This window comes from Caproicibacterium sp. BJN0003 (genome assembly GCF_026314295.1).
Classification (GTDB): Bacteria; Bacillota; Clostridia; order Oscillospirales; family Acutalibacteraceae; genus Caproicibacterium.
The window spans coordinates 2425789-2440813 of sequence record NZ_CP111108.1; the positions used below are offsets into that span (position 1 = coordinate 2425789).

Below are 15025 nucleotides of genomic sequence, written 5' to 3' on the forward strand. Positions count from 1 at the left end.
CTTCCGCGCTCTAATCGTATTTCAGAGCTTTCTTATAGCTCATTTCAAAACACTTGCGTGTTTCTTTCTTTGTCCGTTTTTTACGAGTTTTTCTTCTCGTTCCGTTCCAATCCCTCTCGGAATCTTTCCGGGTCCCTTTGTCTCTTTTCGTTGTTTAATTTTCAAGGTCCTGCGCCGCTCGTTCTCGCGAGTCAGCTTTACTATAATACCAAACCTACTTCCTTTTGTCAACCCCTTTTTTCTCCTTTTTTAATTTTTTTTAAGAGGGTTCTTATTTCCAGTATTTCATGATTCATTTTGGGGCATTCTTTCTTTAGAAAGAAGGTTTGGGAAAATGAAAGGATATGGTATGTTTTTTTGGAGGCTGCTTGTTATTTTGCTTGTAAACTTACTGGCAATCACGCTTTTGATTGGACACAGCGGTACAACAGCAGTACTTTCTCAACAAGGCAGCCGCGGAGACGAAGTCGTAAAAATTCAAACCGTATTACAGAATCAAGGGCTTTACTCCGGAAACGTCGACGGCATTTATGGCAGCAATACAAAAAATGCAGTGATCAAATTTCAAAAAATCAATGGTCTTACTGCAGATGGTGTTGCAGGCAAAAACACATTGAACGCCATGGGCATCGGTGGAGGCGGCCAAAGTGCAAATACGGGTGCTGCCGGCGGATATTCGAGCAACGATGTTGCTCTTCTCGCAAAAGTTATTTCCGCAGAATCGCGCGGTGAACCTTATGAAGGGCAAGTTGCCGTAGGAGCTGTCATCTTAAATCGAATTGAGCATCCCAGCTTTCCTAATACACTTGCCGGTGTTATTTACCAGCCAGGCGCTTTCAGTTGTTTAAACGACGGCCAAATTGATGCTCCTGTTTCCGATTCTGCCTATCGTGCTGCTCGAGATGCAATCAATGGTTGGGATCCTTCCGGCGGTGCAGTCTATTATTATAACCCAAAAAAGAGCACTAGTCAGTGGATTTTTTCCCGTCCGGTCATTACAATTATTGGCGACCACCGATTCTGCTCTTAATCTTTAGTATAAGAAGGCTCTAATTGTCTTCCTTATTTCTTCAAAATGATATTCTTATCAAAAAATAAGAGGCCCTTTCGTGAAGAATCACAAAAAGCCTCTTAAACTGATCTTTAATTGAATGTTATTAATAGATCCAATTTACGCTTTAAAATTTTCAAATTCCTGTGTTGCTGCCTTTTCCATCTGCTGATGATCATCATTGGATACAGAATCATGATAGATCATCAGATATTTTCCGTTTTTGCTAAGGACTGCCTTTACGTTGTCATTAAAGACCGGAACGGTTCCGTTCTCTTTTGCACTTTCAAGGCAGGTCTTAGCCTCATCAGAAAGATTGTTAAGGTCGTATTCATAGAACTCAACGGATAAATTCTTTTCATCTTTTGCAGGATCTTTGCTGAACACGTACCGCAAACCGGATTTTGCTCCAATAAAAGAAGCCTGCATTTCTTCGGGCTGTCCTTCTTCCTGTACAACAATTCCGCTGTCAATCATATAATTGCACAAACCCGAAAGCGTATTTTCGTATTTTCCGGCATCAACTGAAACCGTGGAAACGACCGCAGAAGAGACAGCCTCCGAAGAAGCTGTTTGGGAAGAAGCGGCAATATCGCCTTCTCCGCAGGCGGTAAGGCTGAACATGAGCGCTGCTGCAACGGCAATAACAGATAATTTTTTCATGGCTTAGAAACCTCCCGGAAACTTTCAAAATACTAAAAAAACCGCTGCGAGAGCGGTTTTCAGCGCGGCAAAAGCCGCTGGGTTTGGTGGACACGAAGGGACTCGAACCCTTGACCTCTCGCGTGTGAGGCGAACGCTCTAACCAGCTGAGCTACGCGTCCACATACGCGAAAAAAATAAGAAAAATGGTGACCCGGATGAGATTCGAACTCATGAAGCCGCCGTGAAAGGGCGGTGTCTTAACCGCTTGACCACCGGGCCAAATTGATCGGAGAAACCCTCCGATAAATGGTAGCGGCAATAGGATTTGAACCTATGACACTTCGGGTATGAACCGAATGCTCTAGCCAGCTGAGCTATGCCGCCATTTTGTCCACTATCTGCTCACAGCACACAGTGAAGCGTTAATTATTATAATACAGAAATGAAAGCTTTGTCAATGGATTTTTGCAAAATAAATTTTGGAATTTTTTAGTTTTTAGCAAAATAGTCGTATAAAATGGCTGATCTTGAAGTTTTACCGCTCTGTCTCTCCCTCTTTTTCCGTATCAAACAAGACTTTTTTGTATTTTAAAAAGCAAAGCAGCGCAATACAGGAAACCCCAAAACTCATCACAGTATTCCCAATAGACCCAAACTTATCAAATAAAAATCCGCCCAAAAGGTTCGCCGTAACGGTGCCAATAACGGTGACCACCGTCAATCCTACAGAAATGGAAAAACTGCGGATATGAGGATCTGCCGCTCTGGAAAAACACTCTACACTAATTGTATAGAAAAGGCCAAAGCTTACTGACTGCACAATTTGTCCCAGAAAAAGCGGAATGATTCCAGGGAGCAAAAACAAAGCCGGCCGACCCAGATTGATAAAAAAAGTCATCGTAGTTTCCTGTTTTAAAGTGATCAGGTCCCGTGAGCGCGCAATCCAAAGCAAAACCACAAATTCTGTTACCGCACCAATCCCACAAATCCATCCAAACATTTGGTCCGTTCCGCCGCGTTCCCCACAGAATAAAGCAAGATAGCTGCCCACTGGGCGATGGCTGAGCCAATAAAGACTAAAAATGAGAAGGCAAGCTCGATAGCGCGGATTTTTCATTGAAACACGAAAAGACTCAAAGAATCCCAGGGCAGCCCCCTCGTCCCCGGATTTTCCCTCCGCTCGGTTATCAGGCTTTAACTTGGGGAGCTCCTGCAAAAAGAAAATTAAGCCTGCAAAAACGATTGCCTGCAATAAAAAATAGTTGCCATATCCAAAAATAGAGAAATAAGCGCCCACCGCAGTTGCAGCCAATGCATATCCAATCGAGCCGAACGCGCGCACCCTGCTGTAAACAAGATTCGTCCCCGAAAAATGGCTGACAATATTGACCCACGCATCCATCAGCTGACCAAACGGATAAGCAAATCCTGCGGAAAAAACAATCAGAACAAAGCAAACAAGCTCCTGCCCCCCAAACACCATGTTGCAGATACAAAGTACAATCAAGCCGATGCAGGAAAGGATGAGATAATCCCTGACCGACAAAAACGTATCAGTCAAATATCCGGAAATCGGCTGCACCACCACATTAGCGACCAAAGTCAAGCTGGTAATCAGGCCGCAGGTCACCGCAGAAAAGCCTCGCTGAGAAAGATACGAAACTAAATAGGAAGCAAAAAGCGCATATGCACTATAATAAATAAAATAAGCTCCAAAAAACGCCGGTGCATAATTTTTCTCTTTTGGAGCTTTTTTTCGCAAACAGCACTTGCTCATAAAGTTCCCCTCGGTTTTCCTTTTATAAAACGGCCCCTGTCAAAATTTCTTTCGTACAGGGGCCGTCATTTTTTATTGATTATCTCTGGTGATTGATATTGGTCTGGTCTTTCAAAATAACATCGTGAGCGCCGCCCTCTACGATACTGGTTGCAGAAACGAGTGTCAGCTTTGCTTTCTCCTGCAATTCCGGAATCGTCAGCGCACCGCAGTTACACATTGTAGACTTCACTTTGCTAAGCGTTGTGGCCACGTTATCTTTAAGCGGGCCAGCATAAGCAACATAAGAATCAACGCCTTCTTCAAACGAAAGCTTCTTGTCGCCGCCAAGGTCATACCGCTGCCAGTTGCGGGCACGGTTGCTGCCTTCACCCCAATACTCTTTCATATAAGTCCCATTTACGTTCACTTTATTGGTCGGGGATTCATCGAAGCGGGAGAAATAACGTCCCAGCATCACAAAATCAGCACCCATCGCAAGCGCCAAAGTAATATGATGATCATAAACGATTCCACCGTCGGAACAAATCGGGACATAAACTCCAGTCTCACGGTAATATTCGTCCCGTGCCTTTGCAACTTCGATAATTGCGGTCGCCTGTCCGCGGCCAATACCTTTTGTCTCACGTGTGATACAAATAGACCCGCCGCCGATTCCGATCTTCACAAAATCCGCTCCGCATTCTGCTAAGAAGCGGAAGCCGTCTTTATCAACTACATTTCCGGCGCCAATCTTAACGCTGTCTCCGTAATTTTCGCGTACCCATTCGATGGTCATCTTCTGCCATTCAGAGAAGCCTTCGGAAGAATCGATACAAAAGATATCCGCTCCAGCTTCCAAAAGTGCTGGAATCCGCTCCTTATAATCTCTGGTATTGATCCCGGCACCGACTACATAACGCTTTTTCTCATCCAACAGCTCGTTGACATTTTCCTTATGCTCTGAATAATCTTTGCGGAAAACCATATAGCACAAACGGCCGTCATCATCAATTACCGGCAGAGAATTGAGCTTATGGTCCCAAATGATATCATTGCACTCCGAAAGAGTCGCGCCTTTTGGAGCAGAAATAATTTTTTCAATCGGCGTCATAAAGTCGCTGACCTTAATATCAAGGCTCATACGGCTCAAGCGATAGTCACGGCTCGAAACGATCCCCAAAAGCTTACCGTTAGCAGTTCCGTCAGAAGTAACCGCTACCGTGGAATGTCCGGTCTTTTTCTTTAGCTCCAGAATATCCGAAAGGGTCTTGTCCGGCTGAATATTGGAGTCGCTGATCACAAATCCCGCTTTATACGCCTTTACTCGTGCAACCATTGCCGCTTCGGACTCAACCGACTGAGAACCGTAAATAAAAGAAATGCCGCCCTCTTTTGCCAGAGCAACCGCCAGCCGATCTCCAGAAACAGACTGCATAATTGCTGATACCATGGGGATATTCATGACGATTGCAGGCTTCTCCCCATCTCCCTTACGGTACTTTGTCACCGCTGTACGAAGACTCACTTCGCTCGGAATACACTTTGAAGAAGAATATCCGGGAATTAAAAGATATTCGTCGAAAGTATGGGAAGGTTCATCATAAAAGATCGCCATGTTTTGCTGCCTCCGTGTTTTTATTTTTTGGTTTTATAAACGATTTATCTATATTTTTGTAATTATAGCAGATTCCCACCCCTTTTTCAACAATTCCTCACTGAAAATCTTTTTCTCTCTAAAAAAGGTATTTCCTTTTATCTCTCTGCTTTTCATCGGCTTGTCCTCTTTTCAAATAGATATTTATCTGATATAATGAAATTTATGCTATAAAGGAAATAGATCCTTTTAGAATGCAGAATCGGGAGAATTTGAAAATGTTGAAAAAAAGCAATTCTGCGCTGCCAAAAATAATTGGCGCAGGAATTCTTTGTGTGATTTTATGCTTAACCGGCTGGTACCTTTTTCGCAAATCATTTGACTATAGTAATAATGAAACTCCAAATATATTTTCCAGTTCGTTAACTGCAACGCATAACGGAGAGGTTTTAGAAACAGAATGTTCTTCCTCCCTTCTGATTCACCGGGTGGGAATATGGTGTTCCCTTACTGCCGACGGACAACCCCTTGATCCGTCATTACTCAGCCAAGATTCCACTCCTCGTGGCTTTCTGGAAGTACAGGCAATCGATTCCCGAGGATCTATCGTTGCAGAAAACTCTGTCAGCTACTCAGACCTCAATGGGAGTTCTTATATGACGATCCTGTCCGGATTTTCCTATTCTTCCGCAAAGAATGGGAATCTGCGTCTTAGAATTACGGTTCATCAAACAGGAATAGACCCAATTTATCTTAAAACATCCAGAAACGGGCAACCGGATATCCTGCTTGTCGGCTATCTGGATTCTACTGATAACCGTGCCCTGCAAAAAGGATTTGCGCTTGTCTTTGCCTTTGTTTTTACAGCGGCACTTGGTACTTATCTTCTTTTAGCCTTTTCTCATATGAAACTGCATCTGATCTTTTTGATCGCTGCTTTTTTGCTTTCTATGGGATACGAGCTCGTTCTGCCCATTCAATCGGCTCCCGATGAATGGGATCATTTTACACAAGCCTACCGCGTTTCCGACCAGATGATGAATTTACCTGCCGGCAGCGCTGAGATTTCCATGCGGCAGGAGGATTTTGATTTACTGCCTTCGGTTTCTCACACTCCAGATCATTTTGTTTATTCCTATGTTTTTGGTAAGATCGAAAAAATGGCGACTCAAACTGATTTAAAAGAAGTTGACGTTTCCCGTATTTCGTGGGACGGACCTACCTACCTTTTGGGTGGAACCGCGATCACACTTGGACGACTTCTTCATTTAAATAGCGTCACTGTTTTTTACATGGCACGATTTGCAAATTCTCTTCTTTTTTTACTTTTATGTACACTAGCAATCGCCGTAACTCCAGTAAAAAAAGGCTTTTTTATCGTTGCCTCGCTTCTTCCAATAGCGCTCCATTTAGGGAACAGTCTCTCTTATGACGTAGAGATGTTCCCGATGTCTTACCTTGTAATTGCGCTCTGGCTACGAATGTCCTGCAAAGAGGAAGGTCACTTCATTTTCTTAAAAGAGTGGCTCCTTTTTTGTATTCCGCTTATTTTACTTGCCCCTTGTAAAGTTTACATCTTGGTTTGCGTCCTTGCGCTTTTCGTTCCAAAAGAAAAATTTGTGAATCCGCACTGGGCCTATGCGCTTCGTACTGGAGCATTTGTGCTGGCCGTTCTATTTTTGATTTTTAAAAGCTTTAATTCCGCCTGGTCATCACCATCGGAAATTGCCAGCGTTCATTTTTCTTTGGGATACTTTTTTGCACACCCGACGAGAACGATTCAAGTGCTGTGCAACACAATAACAGACTATAAAGCTGCCTTTGTGCATGGAATGATCGGTAGGGCCTTAGGTTGGCTGAATGTTGCTGTTGATTTACTTTGGATTTTTATATTCTTTGCACTGCTGCTTTTTTCCTCTCTCTGGACAGAAGAGGAGCTAAACAAGCTACCGGCAAAGTTTTCCCGCTATCAATGGGTCTTTTTGAGCATCATTCTCCTCGTAATTGCCGGAGTTGTTTATGCCGCTTTTACATGGACCCCGATCGTAAGCGACAGGGTCGAAGGGATTCAGGGCCGATATTTTCTGCCGATCCTTCCACTGATCATGCTTTTGTGCTGCCAAAAAACATTTATTACAAAAAGAGACGATTGTCGCCGCTTTTTTATGATTGCTGTCTTTTGTAATTCCTTCCTTCTGATGGAAGTATTCTCAGACAGACTACTTGCTTAGATAAATCCCAAAAAATGTTGGAGGAAAACAAATGATAAAGGATTCTATGAAAAGGATTTTTAACAAAGAAAAAACGAAGAAATTATGGATTCCACTTTTAATCTGCTGTATCTTTGCTGTTGCCGGATGGTTTTTTTACCATTCTGCATTTGATCAGATCGATACAATTCCTTTTTCTTCAGAAAATATTACATGGAAAGCGGTCGAAGACCGAGAAGTAATAGAATCTTCCTATATAACGGATGCCAAACTGAAACAAATTTCGATCAGCTGTTCTCTAACAAATGCCGCTCCCACTATCAAGGTTCAAACAAACAACAACCAAAAAGACGATCGGGCAAAGGGGTATTTAAAAGCAGAACTAATTGATCCTGATAACCATGTTATTAATTCCGTTCTAGTCAATTACTCTGATCTTTCAGAAAGCGCATTTTCCCCCGTTCTCGCTCATTTTACTTATGCGGCCAACGAAAACCGCCCTGTTAAAATTCAAATCACCTTTCACCAGCAGAACGATATTCCTCTCTCTGTAGCAATCAATCAGGACGGTACGCTTTCTGCCTGTATGAACGGTTTTCTTAATACACGGGATAACCATTCCCTCGTAAAAGGATATTGGATCCTTTTTGTACTGCTTTTTGCTGCGGTTCTTGTGGGTTACCTGATGCTGGCGGTTTTCCATGCAAAACTGCATTGGTGTTTCCTTATCGTGGGCTTACTTCTCATCATGGGATTCGATATGGTTCTTCCGATCCAATCCGCGCCCGACGAATGGAATCATTATTCGCAGAGCTATCGTTTTTCGGATCATCTGATGGGAAAGCAGGCAGACCCAAGTCTTATTACTATGCGCCATGATGATGCTTTTATCTTTGATATGATCGACGAAAATCCAACCAAACAGACTTATTTAACTGTCTTTGGAAATATCGGAAAAAAGATAGACGGTGATCCGAATGAGCTTCCAATGCCGGTTGAAAAATTCGGTTGGGATGGTCCCTCCTATATTTTTGAAGGACTTGCAATTACCGCCGGACGCCTCATGAATTTTAATTATGTAACTGTCTACTATATGGCGCGTGTAGCAAATTCTCTTTTGTATCTGCTGCTTTTTACCCTTGCAATCGCAATTGTTCCCGTGCGAAAAGGATTTTTTGCCGTTGCCGCTTTATTGCCGATGGCACTGCATTTAGGAAGCAGCTGCTCCTCCGATACACAGATGTTCCCGATGGCATTTCTCGTCTTTGCCGCGTGGCTGCGGCTCCTTTTAAAGCCGGAAAATGAACCGATCAACATAAAAGACTGGCTTCTCTTCTGCATTCCATTGGCACTTTTAGCTCCATCAAAAGTCTATGTGCTGTTTTGTCCGCTCATCCTGTTCATTCCGGCTAAAAAATTCAAGGACCGCCATTCTTCCCGTGTTTACCGTTGGGGCTCTCTTGCAATCGTAGCTCTCTTCATGCTGCTGCAAACGGGCGGCAATGCGGCTTCTTATACGACACCCGGCGCTAAAACGCTGTTTACTCCAAAATTTTTACTGACCCATCTACAGGAAACCTTTTTAATGCTTTTCCAAACCGTTAAGGATTTAAAAGGCACGCTGGTTGAAAACCTAGTTGGAGGGCGCTTGGGTTGGTCGAAGATTCCAGTAGACCATTTTTGGATCATCACTTTCATTGTCCTTCTGATTCTTTCCATGCTTTGGAAGAAAGAAGAATCTGAGCGCCTACCGCGGCCGCTTACAAAGCATCGCTGGCAAATGGTCTTTATTATTCTTTTGGTAACCGGCGCAACTGTGTATGCGGCTTTTACATGGACAATGGTTTATTATCGCTTTGTTGATGGGCTGCAGGGGCGGTATTTCCTGCCGCTTCTGCCGCTCCTTCTCCTTCTGTTCCAGCAAGACAATCTGGTTCCCAAAAAGGGAATCGACCGGCCACTTGTTTTTTGTGGTATCTTTTGCGACGCATTTTTACTGCTGGAACTTTTCACAAATCTTCTTTCCGGAACACCGGCAATCGGATAAAATCATTTCCGTCTGCAACTTATATATTTAGAAAGGATTTTTTATGAGCGCTTTTTTTAAAGAATACGATACAGAAACCCTTTTAAAGCTACAACAGACCCTTACCAAAATGAGTTCTGCATTGCTGGATTTTTGTAAAAAGCAAGACTTAATTGTTCTTGGTGCTTACGGAACCACCTTAGGCGCTTATCGACACCATGGGTTTATTCCATGGGACGATGACATGGATTTTTACATGCCGCGAAAAGATTATGATAAGCTTCTTTCACTCAATGCAAAAGGGATCACCATTCCAGGATACGAAATTCAATCGCTGCAAAATAACCCCGATTACATCAAGCCCTTTGCAACCCTTCATAAGCCTGGAACGCTTTGTATCAGTCAAGGAGCTGAAAATCTTCCGGGGCATGAGCGAATGCATATTTCTATTGATCTTTTTCCGCTGGATTTTATTCCAAGGGACCCGGAACTTGCTAAAAAGATTGCTTCCAAAACGCTTACCCTATGCCGTGCAATGTATTTAGGTACCGGACTCCCTATCAATTTCCCTTCAGAAAATCCAGTTTTTTGCACATTTGCGAAATTAGGCTGCTCCGTATTGCGCGGGTTTCTTCATTTAACAAAAACCAATGCCGCCGCAATCCAGAAAAAGCTTGATTTTTGGCGAAGCAAAGGGCAAGAAAACCCAAGCGACCGAATGTGTTATTTTGGAGAAGCAAGATCCCTCGATATTTGGGTAGAGGATCCTGCTAAAAAGGATTCTATATTCCTTCCTTTTAATGGAACACAGATTCCGGTAATGAATCATCCCGAAGAATATCTTGCTCGCTCATATGGAAATGATTTTATGAAACTTCCCCCTATTTCTCAACGGCACAATCATGCTGCCGCTGTCCTAAAATTCTAAACATTATCGACAGTGATTTGATTTAAAACACCACTGATCTTCCTTTTGATTTTATTAGCCTTCCGGTGATGACAAATCCGGAAGATTATCTTTCCTGAGAATATGGGAATGATTATCTTGAGCTTTCCCCTTCGGAACAACGGCGCAATCATATGGCCACCGTTCTGGATTTTGGAAAGCAGAATCTGAGAAATGAACGGAGTGCTTAAAACGCATGTACCGAAAAGCATTGAAGCCGGCTACAAAAAGCGGCATCTTCTTCTGGAATATGGCAGGCAGCATTTGTAACGCTGCCAACACTGTTTTAATGACGCTGATCATTACAAGGATCTGCGGCGCCGAAACAGCCGGAATCTATTCGCTGGCTTTAGCGGTCGGGCAAATTGTAAGCCCTGTCGCTTATTTTGAAGTGCGAAACTTTCAGGTCAGCGATATCCGCCATGAATTTTCTTTTTCGGAATATCACCTTTTCCGACTGATCACAATTATTGCTGCTTCCATTTTTACGGTTATCTGGATTCTTCTCAATGGATACAGCGGTGAAAAATTGTCGGCGGTTGTTCTCTGCTGTATTTTTCAAATGATCGAAGCCTACGAAAATGTTTTTCAAGGACTTTTACAGCTTAACAACCGTCTCGATCTCTCCGGAAAAAGCTTTACGCTTCGAGTTGTCTTCGATACTATTTTATTTTGGGGTCTATTAATTTTAACAGAAAACTTTTTCCTCTCCCTACTTGTCTATACGATTTTTGCAGGGATTTGGATTTTCGTGATTACAGTTCCTATTTCAAATCATTTTGAAAAGGCTCACCGTACCTCCCTATCTTTTGTTCCACAGCTTGCCACTGCATGCTTACCGCTTTTCTTAACTACTTTTCTGATGTCTTACATTATTTCAGCGCCAAAATACGCAATCGATGAATTTCTTTCGCCGGATATGCAAACCTATTTCAGCATTTTATTTATGCCGGCCTCTGTTGTAAATCTTTTTACGTTTGTCATCTACCGCCTTTATATCACCAAGATGGCGGAAGATTGGGTAAACGGAAACCGCAAAGACTTTATGAGGCAGGTTTTGTTCCTGCTCCTTTGGATCGCCCTGATCGGCATTGCCGCTCTTCTGGTCGGCTGGTGGATTGGAATTCCATTTTTAAGCTGGTTTTACGGTCTGCCTCAGCTCTCTGCTTATCGCTCCGAGTTAATGATTGTCCTGCTAGGTGGAATCTTTGCCGCTACTGCTGGATGGTTTAACGTTGTTTTCACGATTATCCGACACCAAAAAACACTCTTGATCGTCAATGCGGTCTCTGCGGTCTGCTGCTTCTTGATCGTGCGGCCGATGGTACGAGATTTTGCTCTGCTGGGTGCCTCGTTATGCTATATGGTTTCTATGGCCGTTCTGACACTCGTCCAAATTATCTTTATTCTGTATTTTTTGAAGCAGTCAAAAAAGGGCACGGAGTTTTAAAGAACAGGAGTTTTAAAAAATGGAAAATCCTAAAATCAGTTTTATTGTTCCGGTCTATCAGGCCGAAAAAACTTTAAATGCCTGTGTGGACAGTATTCTATCCCAATCCATGCCAAATTTTGAACTCCTTCTAATCGATGACGGTTCTCCGGATCAGAGCGGAAAAATCTGCGACGAAATGGCACTGCGGGATAATCGGATTCATGTTTTTCATCAAAAAAATGGCGGTGTTTCCCATGCACGAAATTTGGGGCTTCAAAGAGCTACTGGTGAATTTGTTCTTTTTGTAGACAGCGATGATACCATTTCTCCCAAAATGGCAGAAAAAATGCTGACTGCTCAGAAAAATCAAAAAGCAGACCTTGTGATCTGCGGAATTTTACATATCTGGAAACAGAAAACGACACAAACCCATTACGGCGATTTTGCTGTTTCTTCTTTACAGGAGCTAAAGGAAAAGAATGCTTCTCTTTCGTTGGAATATGCGTGGAATGCTCCCTATAATAAACTCTATCTCCGCTCACAGATTCAAAAAGGATTTGATGAAAAAGTAGGCCTTGGAGAAGATTTGCTCTTTAATCTTTCTATTTTGCCTGCCTGTCAGAAAATTGTATTTCTTCCAGATTGCCTGTATTATTACGATCACCGCAATGAAAATTCTATTACACAGTCCTATCGGGAACAAAAATTTCAGGACGCTTTGCGGGTTTACCACGAGAAATGCGACTTTGATCGAAAAGCTTTTGGAGAAACCTATGTTCCAACGGCAGAAAGCGCTCTTCTCTGCGGAGATGTTACCCGCTGCATTCAGCGTCTTGTTCAAAAAGGTAGCAAATCTTCTGCAGAAGAAAAGCAGATCATTGAATCCTGGCTTTGTAATTCGGAAGTCAAAGAAGCTTCCAAAATCATGTACCGTCAAAGTCCAACCTTTCTTGCAGTCTGGTTTCTCATTCATTTTAAAATGGCCAGACTGATGCGAACCGCTTTTCGCCTACAAAAATAGAAAATCCATTTTGGAGTTGAAACGATATGACTTACTGTTTTTTTTCGGCGCAATATCTTCCCTCTTTCGGCGGGGTGGAACGCTATACTTTTAATCTCGCGCGGGAACTGATCGCCCGCGGCGAAAAATCCATTGTCGTCACCAGTGAAAGGCCCGGGCTTTCTCCACATGAAATTGATTCCTATGGGATCGAAGTTTTCCGGGTTCCCACTCATCTTTTGATGGGCGGGCGGTTTCCCGTTGCAAATGGAGGGCCTGCACTTAACCATTTATTAGACGACATCATTGCTCGCTGCGATCGCGCGGTAATTCAAACAAGGTTTTATCCGCTCTCTTATTTTGCAGCAACCCGCTGCCATAAAGCAAAAATTCCATTTATTGTAATCGATCACGGTGCCGGCCATTTAAATCTTGGAAACCCGATCGCAAATCAGTGCGGAGAATGGTATGAACACATAATTACAGCCAACTTAAAGAAAAAAGTCCCCGCCTTTTATGCCGTCAGCCACGCCGGATGTGATTGGCTCCATCATTTTAAAATTGAATCGCGCGGCGTTCTCTATAATTTTATTGACCCACGGATCATTAAATCTGCTACCGATGATCTTGACCCTCTAAAAACACGGGAAAAATACGGCTTACCAAAAGACCGTCCGATTATCCTTTTCACCGGACGTCTGGTAGAAGAAAAGGGCGTTTTACCGCTTGCGAAAGCGATTTCTCTTCTTCAAAAGGAAGAAAACCCTCCCGTTGCTGTTTTCGCAGGGAGCGGTCCCAGCGAAGAAGCGCTTCAAAAAGAGGGGGATTTTGTTTATCTCTTAGGGACCTTGGAACAAAAAGAGGTCTTTGCTCTTTTAAAAGCCAGTGAGATTTTCTGTCTGCCCAGCCGCAGTGAAGGAATGTCGACTTCCGTATTGGAAGCAGCTGCCTGCGGATGCTATGTCATCACAACAGACCGCGGCGGCAGTAAAGAGCTGATTTCTTCTCCACAATATGGGACCATTTTGGAAAATACCGAACCAGAAACCATTGCCGAAACGATTCGAAACCTGCTTTTATTTCCCGAAAAAAGGGAAACTGCAGCGGCCGCTGCGAAAGAAAAAGTTCTTCATGGATTTACTTACGCTTCTACCTGCACTGCACTGATGGAGATTCCATGGGAATCTCTATAGCCCTTGCTTATCGAGTTTTTGTTTTCAAGTGCTATAATCTGTAGTACAATAAAAATTTAGGAGAAATTGCATGATCACAGGAAAGGATGTTCTTAATTTGCGAACTCTGATTATTATTCCTGCCTATAATGAGGCCCAAAATATTGTCCGCGTTGTGGACAACCTGATTCAGAATTTTCCGCAATATGACTATGTAGTCGTCAACGACGGCAGTCATGACCAAACCGCTCAGATCTGCCGCGATCACGGTTATTGTTTAATTGATCAGCCAATCAATCTAGGACTTGCCGGTGCATTTCAAACCGGAATGAAATATGCAATGCAGAATGATTACGATGCTGCAATTCAATTTGACGGCGACGGACAGCATCGTCCTGAATTTATCGGAGCCATGGAAGAAAAGATCAAAGAAGGCTATGATGTTGTGATCGGCAGCCGTTTTGTCTCAGCGGAAAAGCCTAAAACTCTGCGGATGTTTGGAAACAATCTGATCGAAACTTTTATTCATATGACAACCCATAAAACAATCACCGACCCTACCAGCGGAATGCGAATGTTCAGCCGCCGGGTGATTCGAATTCTTGCAACTGAAATCAACTATGGTCCCGAACCGGATACAATCGCACATCTGATTCGCAGTGGTGCAAAAGTCTGCGAAGTACAGGTGAAAATGGATGACCGAATTGCTGGAGAAAGCTACCTAAATTTATCTCGGAGTATCCGCTACATGGCAACGATTTGTATCAGCATCGTATTTATCGGATGGTTTCGGCAAAAAGTTGACCTTGGAAAAGAGGAGGTTCTCTCATGACGATCTGGTTTCGAGTTCTGCTGCTTTTAGCAGCTATCCTTTCTCTTCAGCTTGTTTTACGAAATATTCGTAAATCAAAACTTCTGATCTCCGATAGCCTCTTCTGGATCTTCTTTTCCGCCATCTTGGTCATTCTGGCCATTTTCCCACAGATTGCTTACGTAGTCTCTGATTTATTGGGGGTCCAATCTCCAGTAAATCTTGTCTATTTGGTTATCATTGCGCTTTTGATCTGGCGTGTTTTTAAACTGTATCTGCGTGTCTCTTCCATGGATACAAAATTAAAAGAGCTTACTCAGCGAATCGCGCTGAACGAAAAAGCAACTCATTCAAAATGAATCTAAAGGAGTGAATTTGT

The 15025-nt window shown here is 43.1% G+C and carries 12 protein-coding genes and 3 tRNA genes; 9 read left to right on the top strand and 6 right to left on the bottom strand.

Annotated elements, in window-relative coordinates; translation table 11 throughout:
* The first annotated feature begins 334 nt into the window (after positions 1-334).
* Positions 335-1030, top strand: coding sequence for a spore cortex-lytic enzyme (sleB, locus tag OP489_RS12145; RefSeq protein ID WP_266162263.1), 696 nt, complete (start codon positions 335-337; stop codon positions 1028-1030).
* A gap of 141 nt (positions 1031-1171) precedes the next feature.
* Here sleB and OP489_RS12150 read toward each other — a convergent pair whose 3' ends face one another.
* The 6 genes from OP489_RS12150 to OP489_RS12175 all read right to left on the bottom strand — a co-directional run bounded on the left by OP489_RS12150 (position 1172) and on the right by OP489_RS12175 (position 5070).
* Complete coding sequence (locus OP489_RS12150; protein ID WP_266162264.1) at positions 1172-1714, bottom strand: hypothetical protein; 543 nt, start codon at positions 1712-1714, stop codon at positions 1172-1174.
* 84 nt (positions 1715-1798) lie between these two features.
* Positions 1799-1875: transfer RNA gene (locus OP489_RS12155), tRNA-Val, on the bottom strand.
* Between the two features lie 25 nt (positions 1876-1900).
* Positions 1901-1975 (bottom strand) — tRNA-Glu (locus OP489_RS12160).
* A 28-nt stretch (positions 1976-2003) separates the two neighbouring features.
* Positions 2004-2080, bottom strand: a tRNA-Met gene (locus tag OP489_RS12165).
* Positions 2081-2231: 151 nt separating this feature from the next.
* Positions 2232-3473 (bottom strand): MFS transporter, encoded by a 1242-nt coding sequence (locus OP489_RS12170; protein WP_266162265.1) that lies wholly within the window; start codon positions 3471-3473, stop codon positions 2232-2234.
* A 79-nt stretch (positions 3474-3552) separates the two neighbouring features.
* Positions 3553-5070, bottom strand: a complete 1518-nt coding sequence (locus OP489_RS12175; RefSeq protein ID WP_266162266.1) for an IMP dehydrogenase — start codon at positions 5068-5070, stop codon at positions 3553-3555.
* 257 nt (positions 5071-5327) lie between these two features.
* Between OP489_RS12175 and OP489_RS12180 the strand changes: the two genes are divergently transcribed.
* From OP489_RS12180 to OP489_RS12215, 8 genes are all read left to right on the top strand, one after another.
* Positions 5328-7280 carry a DUF2142 domain-containing protein gene (locus OP489_RS12180; protein ID WP_266162267.1) on the top strand — a complete coding sequence of 651 codons (1953 nt, stop codon included), beginning with the start codon at positions 5328-5330 and terminating at the stop codon, positions 7278-7280.
* 31 nt (positions 7281-7311) lie between these two features.
* The gene (locus OP489_RS12185) at positions 7312-9306 is read left to right on the top strand and encodes a DUF2142 domain-containing protein (protein WP_266162268.1); all 1995 of its coding nucleotides are present in this window, start codon (positions 7312-7314) and stop codon (positions 9304-9306) included.
* A 43-nt stretch (positions 9307-9349) separates the two neighbouring features.
* Positions 9350-10213: a LicD family protein gene (locus OP489_RS12190; protein ID WP_266162269.1), complete on the top strand. Its 864-nt coding sequence runs from the start codon at positions 9350-9352 to the stop codon at positions 10211-10213.
* A 214-nt stretch (positions 10214-10427) separates the two neighbouring features.
* Positions 10428-11681, top strand: a complete 1254-nt coding sequence (locus OP489_RS12195) for a lipopolysaccharide biosynthesis protein (RefSeq protein WP_266162270.1) — start codon at positions 10428-10430, stop codon at positions 11679-11681.
* 19 nt (positions 11682-11700) lie between these two features.
* A complete protein-coding gene (locus OP489_RS12200) occupies positions 11701-12684 on the top strand; it encodes a glycosyltransferase family 2 protein (protein ID WP_266162271.1) in 984 nt (327 codons plus the stop codon).
* Between the two features lie 26 nt (positions 12685-12710).
* Positions 12711-13856, top strand: coding sequence for a glycosyltransferase family 4 protein (locus OP489_RS12205; protein WP_266162272.1), 1146 nt, complete (start codon positions 12711-12713; stop codon positions 13854-13856).
* 70 nt (positions 13857-13926) lie between these two features.
* Positions 13927-14667: a glycosyltransferase family 2 protein gene (locus OP489_RS12210; protein ID WP_266162273.1), complete on the top strand. Its 741-nt coding sequence runs from the start codon at positions 13927-13929 to the stop codon at positions 14665-14667.
* Positions 14664-15005: a DUF2304 domain-containing protein gene (locus OP489_RS12215; protein ID WP_266162274.1), complete on the top strand. Its 342-nt coding sequence runs from the start codon at positions 14664-14666 to the stop codon at positions 15003-15005. The genes OP489_RS12210 and OP489_RS12215 overlap by 4 nt, the downstream gene beginning before the upstream one ends.
* Positions 15006-15025: the final 20 nt, after the last annotated feature.

What these genes read in the sequence shown, in the direction of transcription:
- OP489_RS12200 (WP_266162271.1), top strand. Translation starts at nt 11,701, where the DNA reads ATGGAAAATCCTAAAATCAGTTTTATTGTTCCGGTCTATCAGGCCGAA.
- OP489_RS12150 (WP_266162264.1), bottom strand. Translation starts at nt 1,714, where the DNA reads ATGAAAAAATTATCTGTTATTGCCGTTGCAGCAGCGCTCATGTTCAGC.
- OP489_RS12185 (WP_266162268.1), top strand. Translation starts at nt 7,312, where the DNA reads ATGATAAAGGATTCTATGAAAAGGATTTTTAACAAAGAAAAAACGAAG.
- OP489_RS12175 (WP_266162266.1), bottom strand. Translation starts at nt 5,070, where the DNA reads ATGGCGATCTTTTATGATGAACCTTCCCATACTTTCGACGAATATCTT.
- OP489_RS12190 (WP_266162269.1), top strand. Translation starts at nt 9,350, where the DNA reads ATGAGCGCTTTTTTTAAAGAATACGATACAGAAACCCTTTTAAAGCTA.
- OP489_RS12170 (WP_266162265.1), bottom strand. Translation starts at nt 3,473, where the DNA reads ATGAGCAAGTGCTGTTTGCGAAAAAAAGCTCCAAAAGAGAAAAATTAT.
- OP489_RS12205 (WP_266162272.1), top strand. Translation starts at nt 12,711, where the DNA reads ATGACTTACTGTTTTTTTTCGGCGCAATATCTTCCCTCTTTCGGCGGG.
- sleB (WP_266162263.1), top strand. Translation starts at nt 335, where the DNA reads ATGAAAGGATATGGTATGTTTTTTTGGAGGCTGCTTGTTATTTTGCTT.
- OP489_RS12215 (WP_266162274.1), top strand. Translation starts at nt 14,664, where the DNA reads ATGACGATCTGGTTTCGAGTTCTGCTGCTTTTAGCAGCTATCCTTTCT.
- OP489_RS12195 (WP_266162270.1), top strand. Translation starts at nt 10,428, where the DNA reads ATGTACCGAAAAGCATTGAAGCCGGCTACAAAAAGCGGCATCTTCTTC.
- OP489_RS12210 (WP_266162273.1), top strand. Translation starts at nt 13,927, where the DNA reads ATGATCACAGGAAAGGATGTTCTTAATTTGCGAACTCTGATTATTATT.
- OP489_RS12180 (WP_266162267.1), top strand. Translation starts at nt 5,328, where the DNA reads ATGTTGAAAAAAAGCAATTCTGCGCTGCCAAAAATAATTGGCGCAGGA.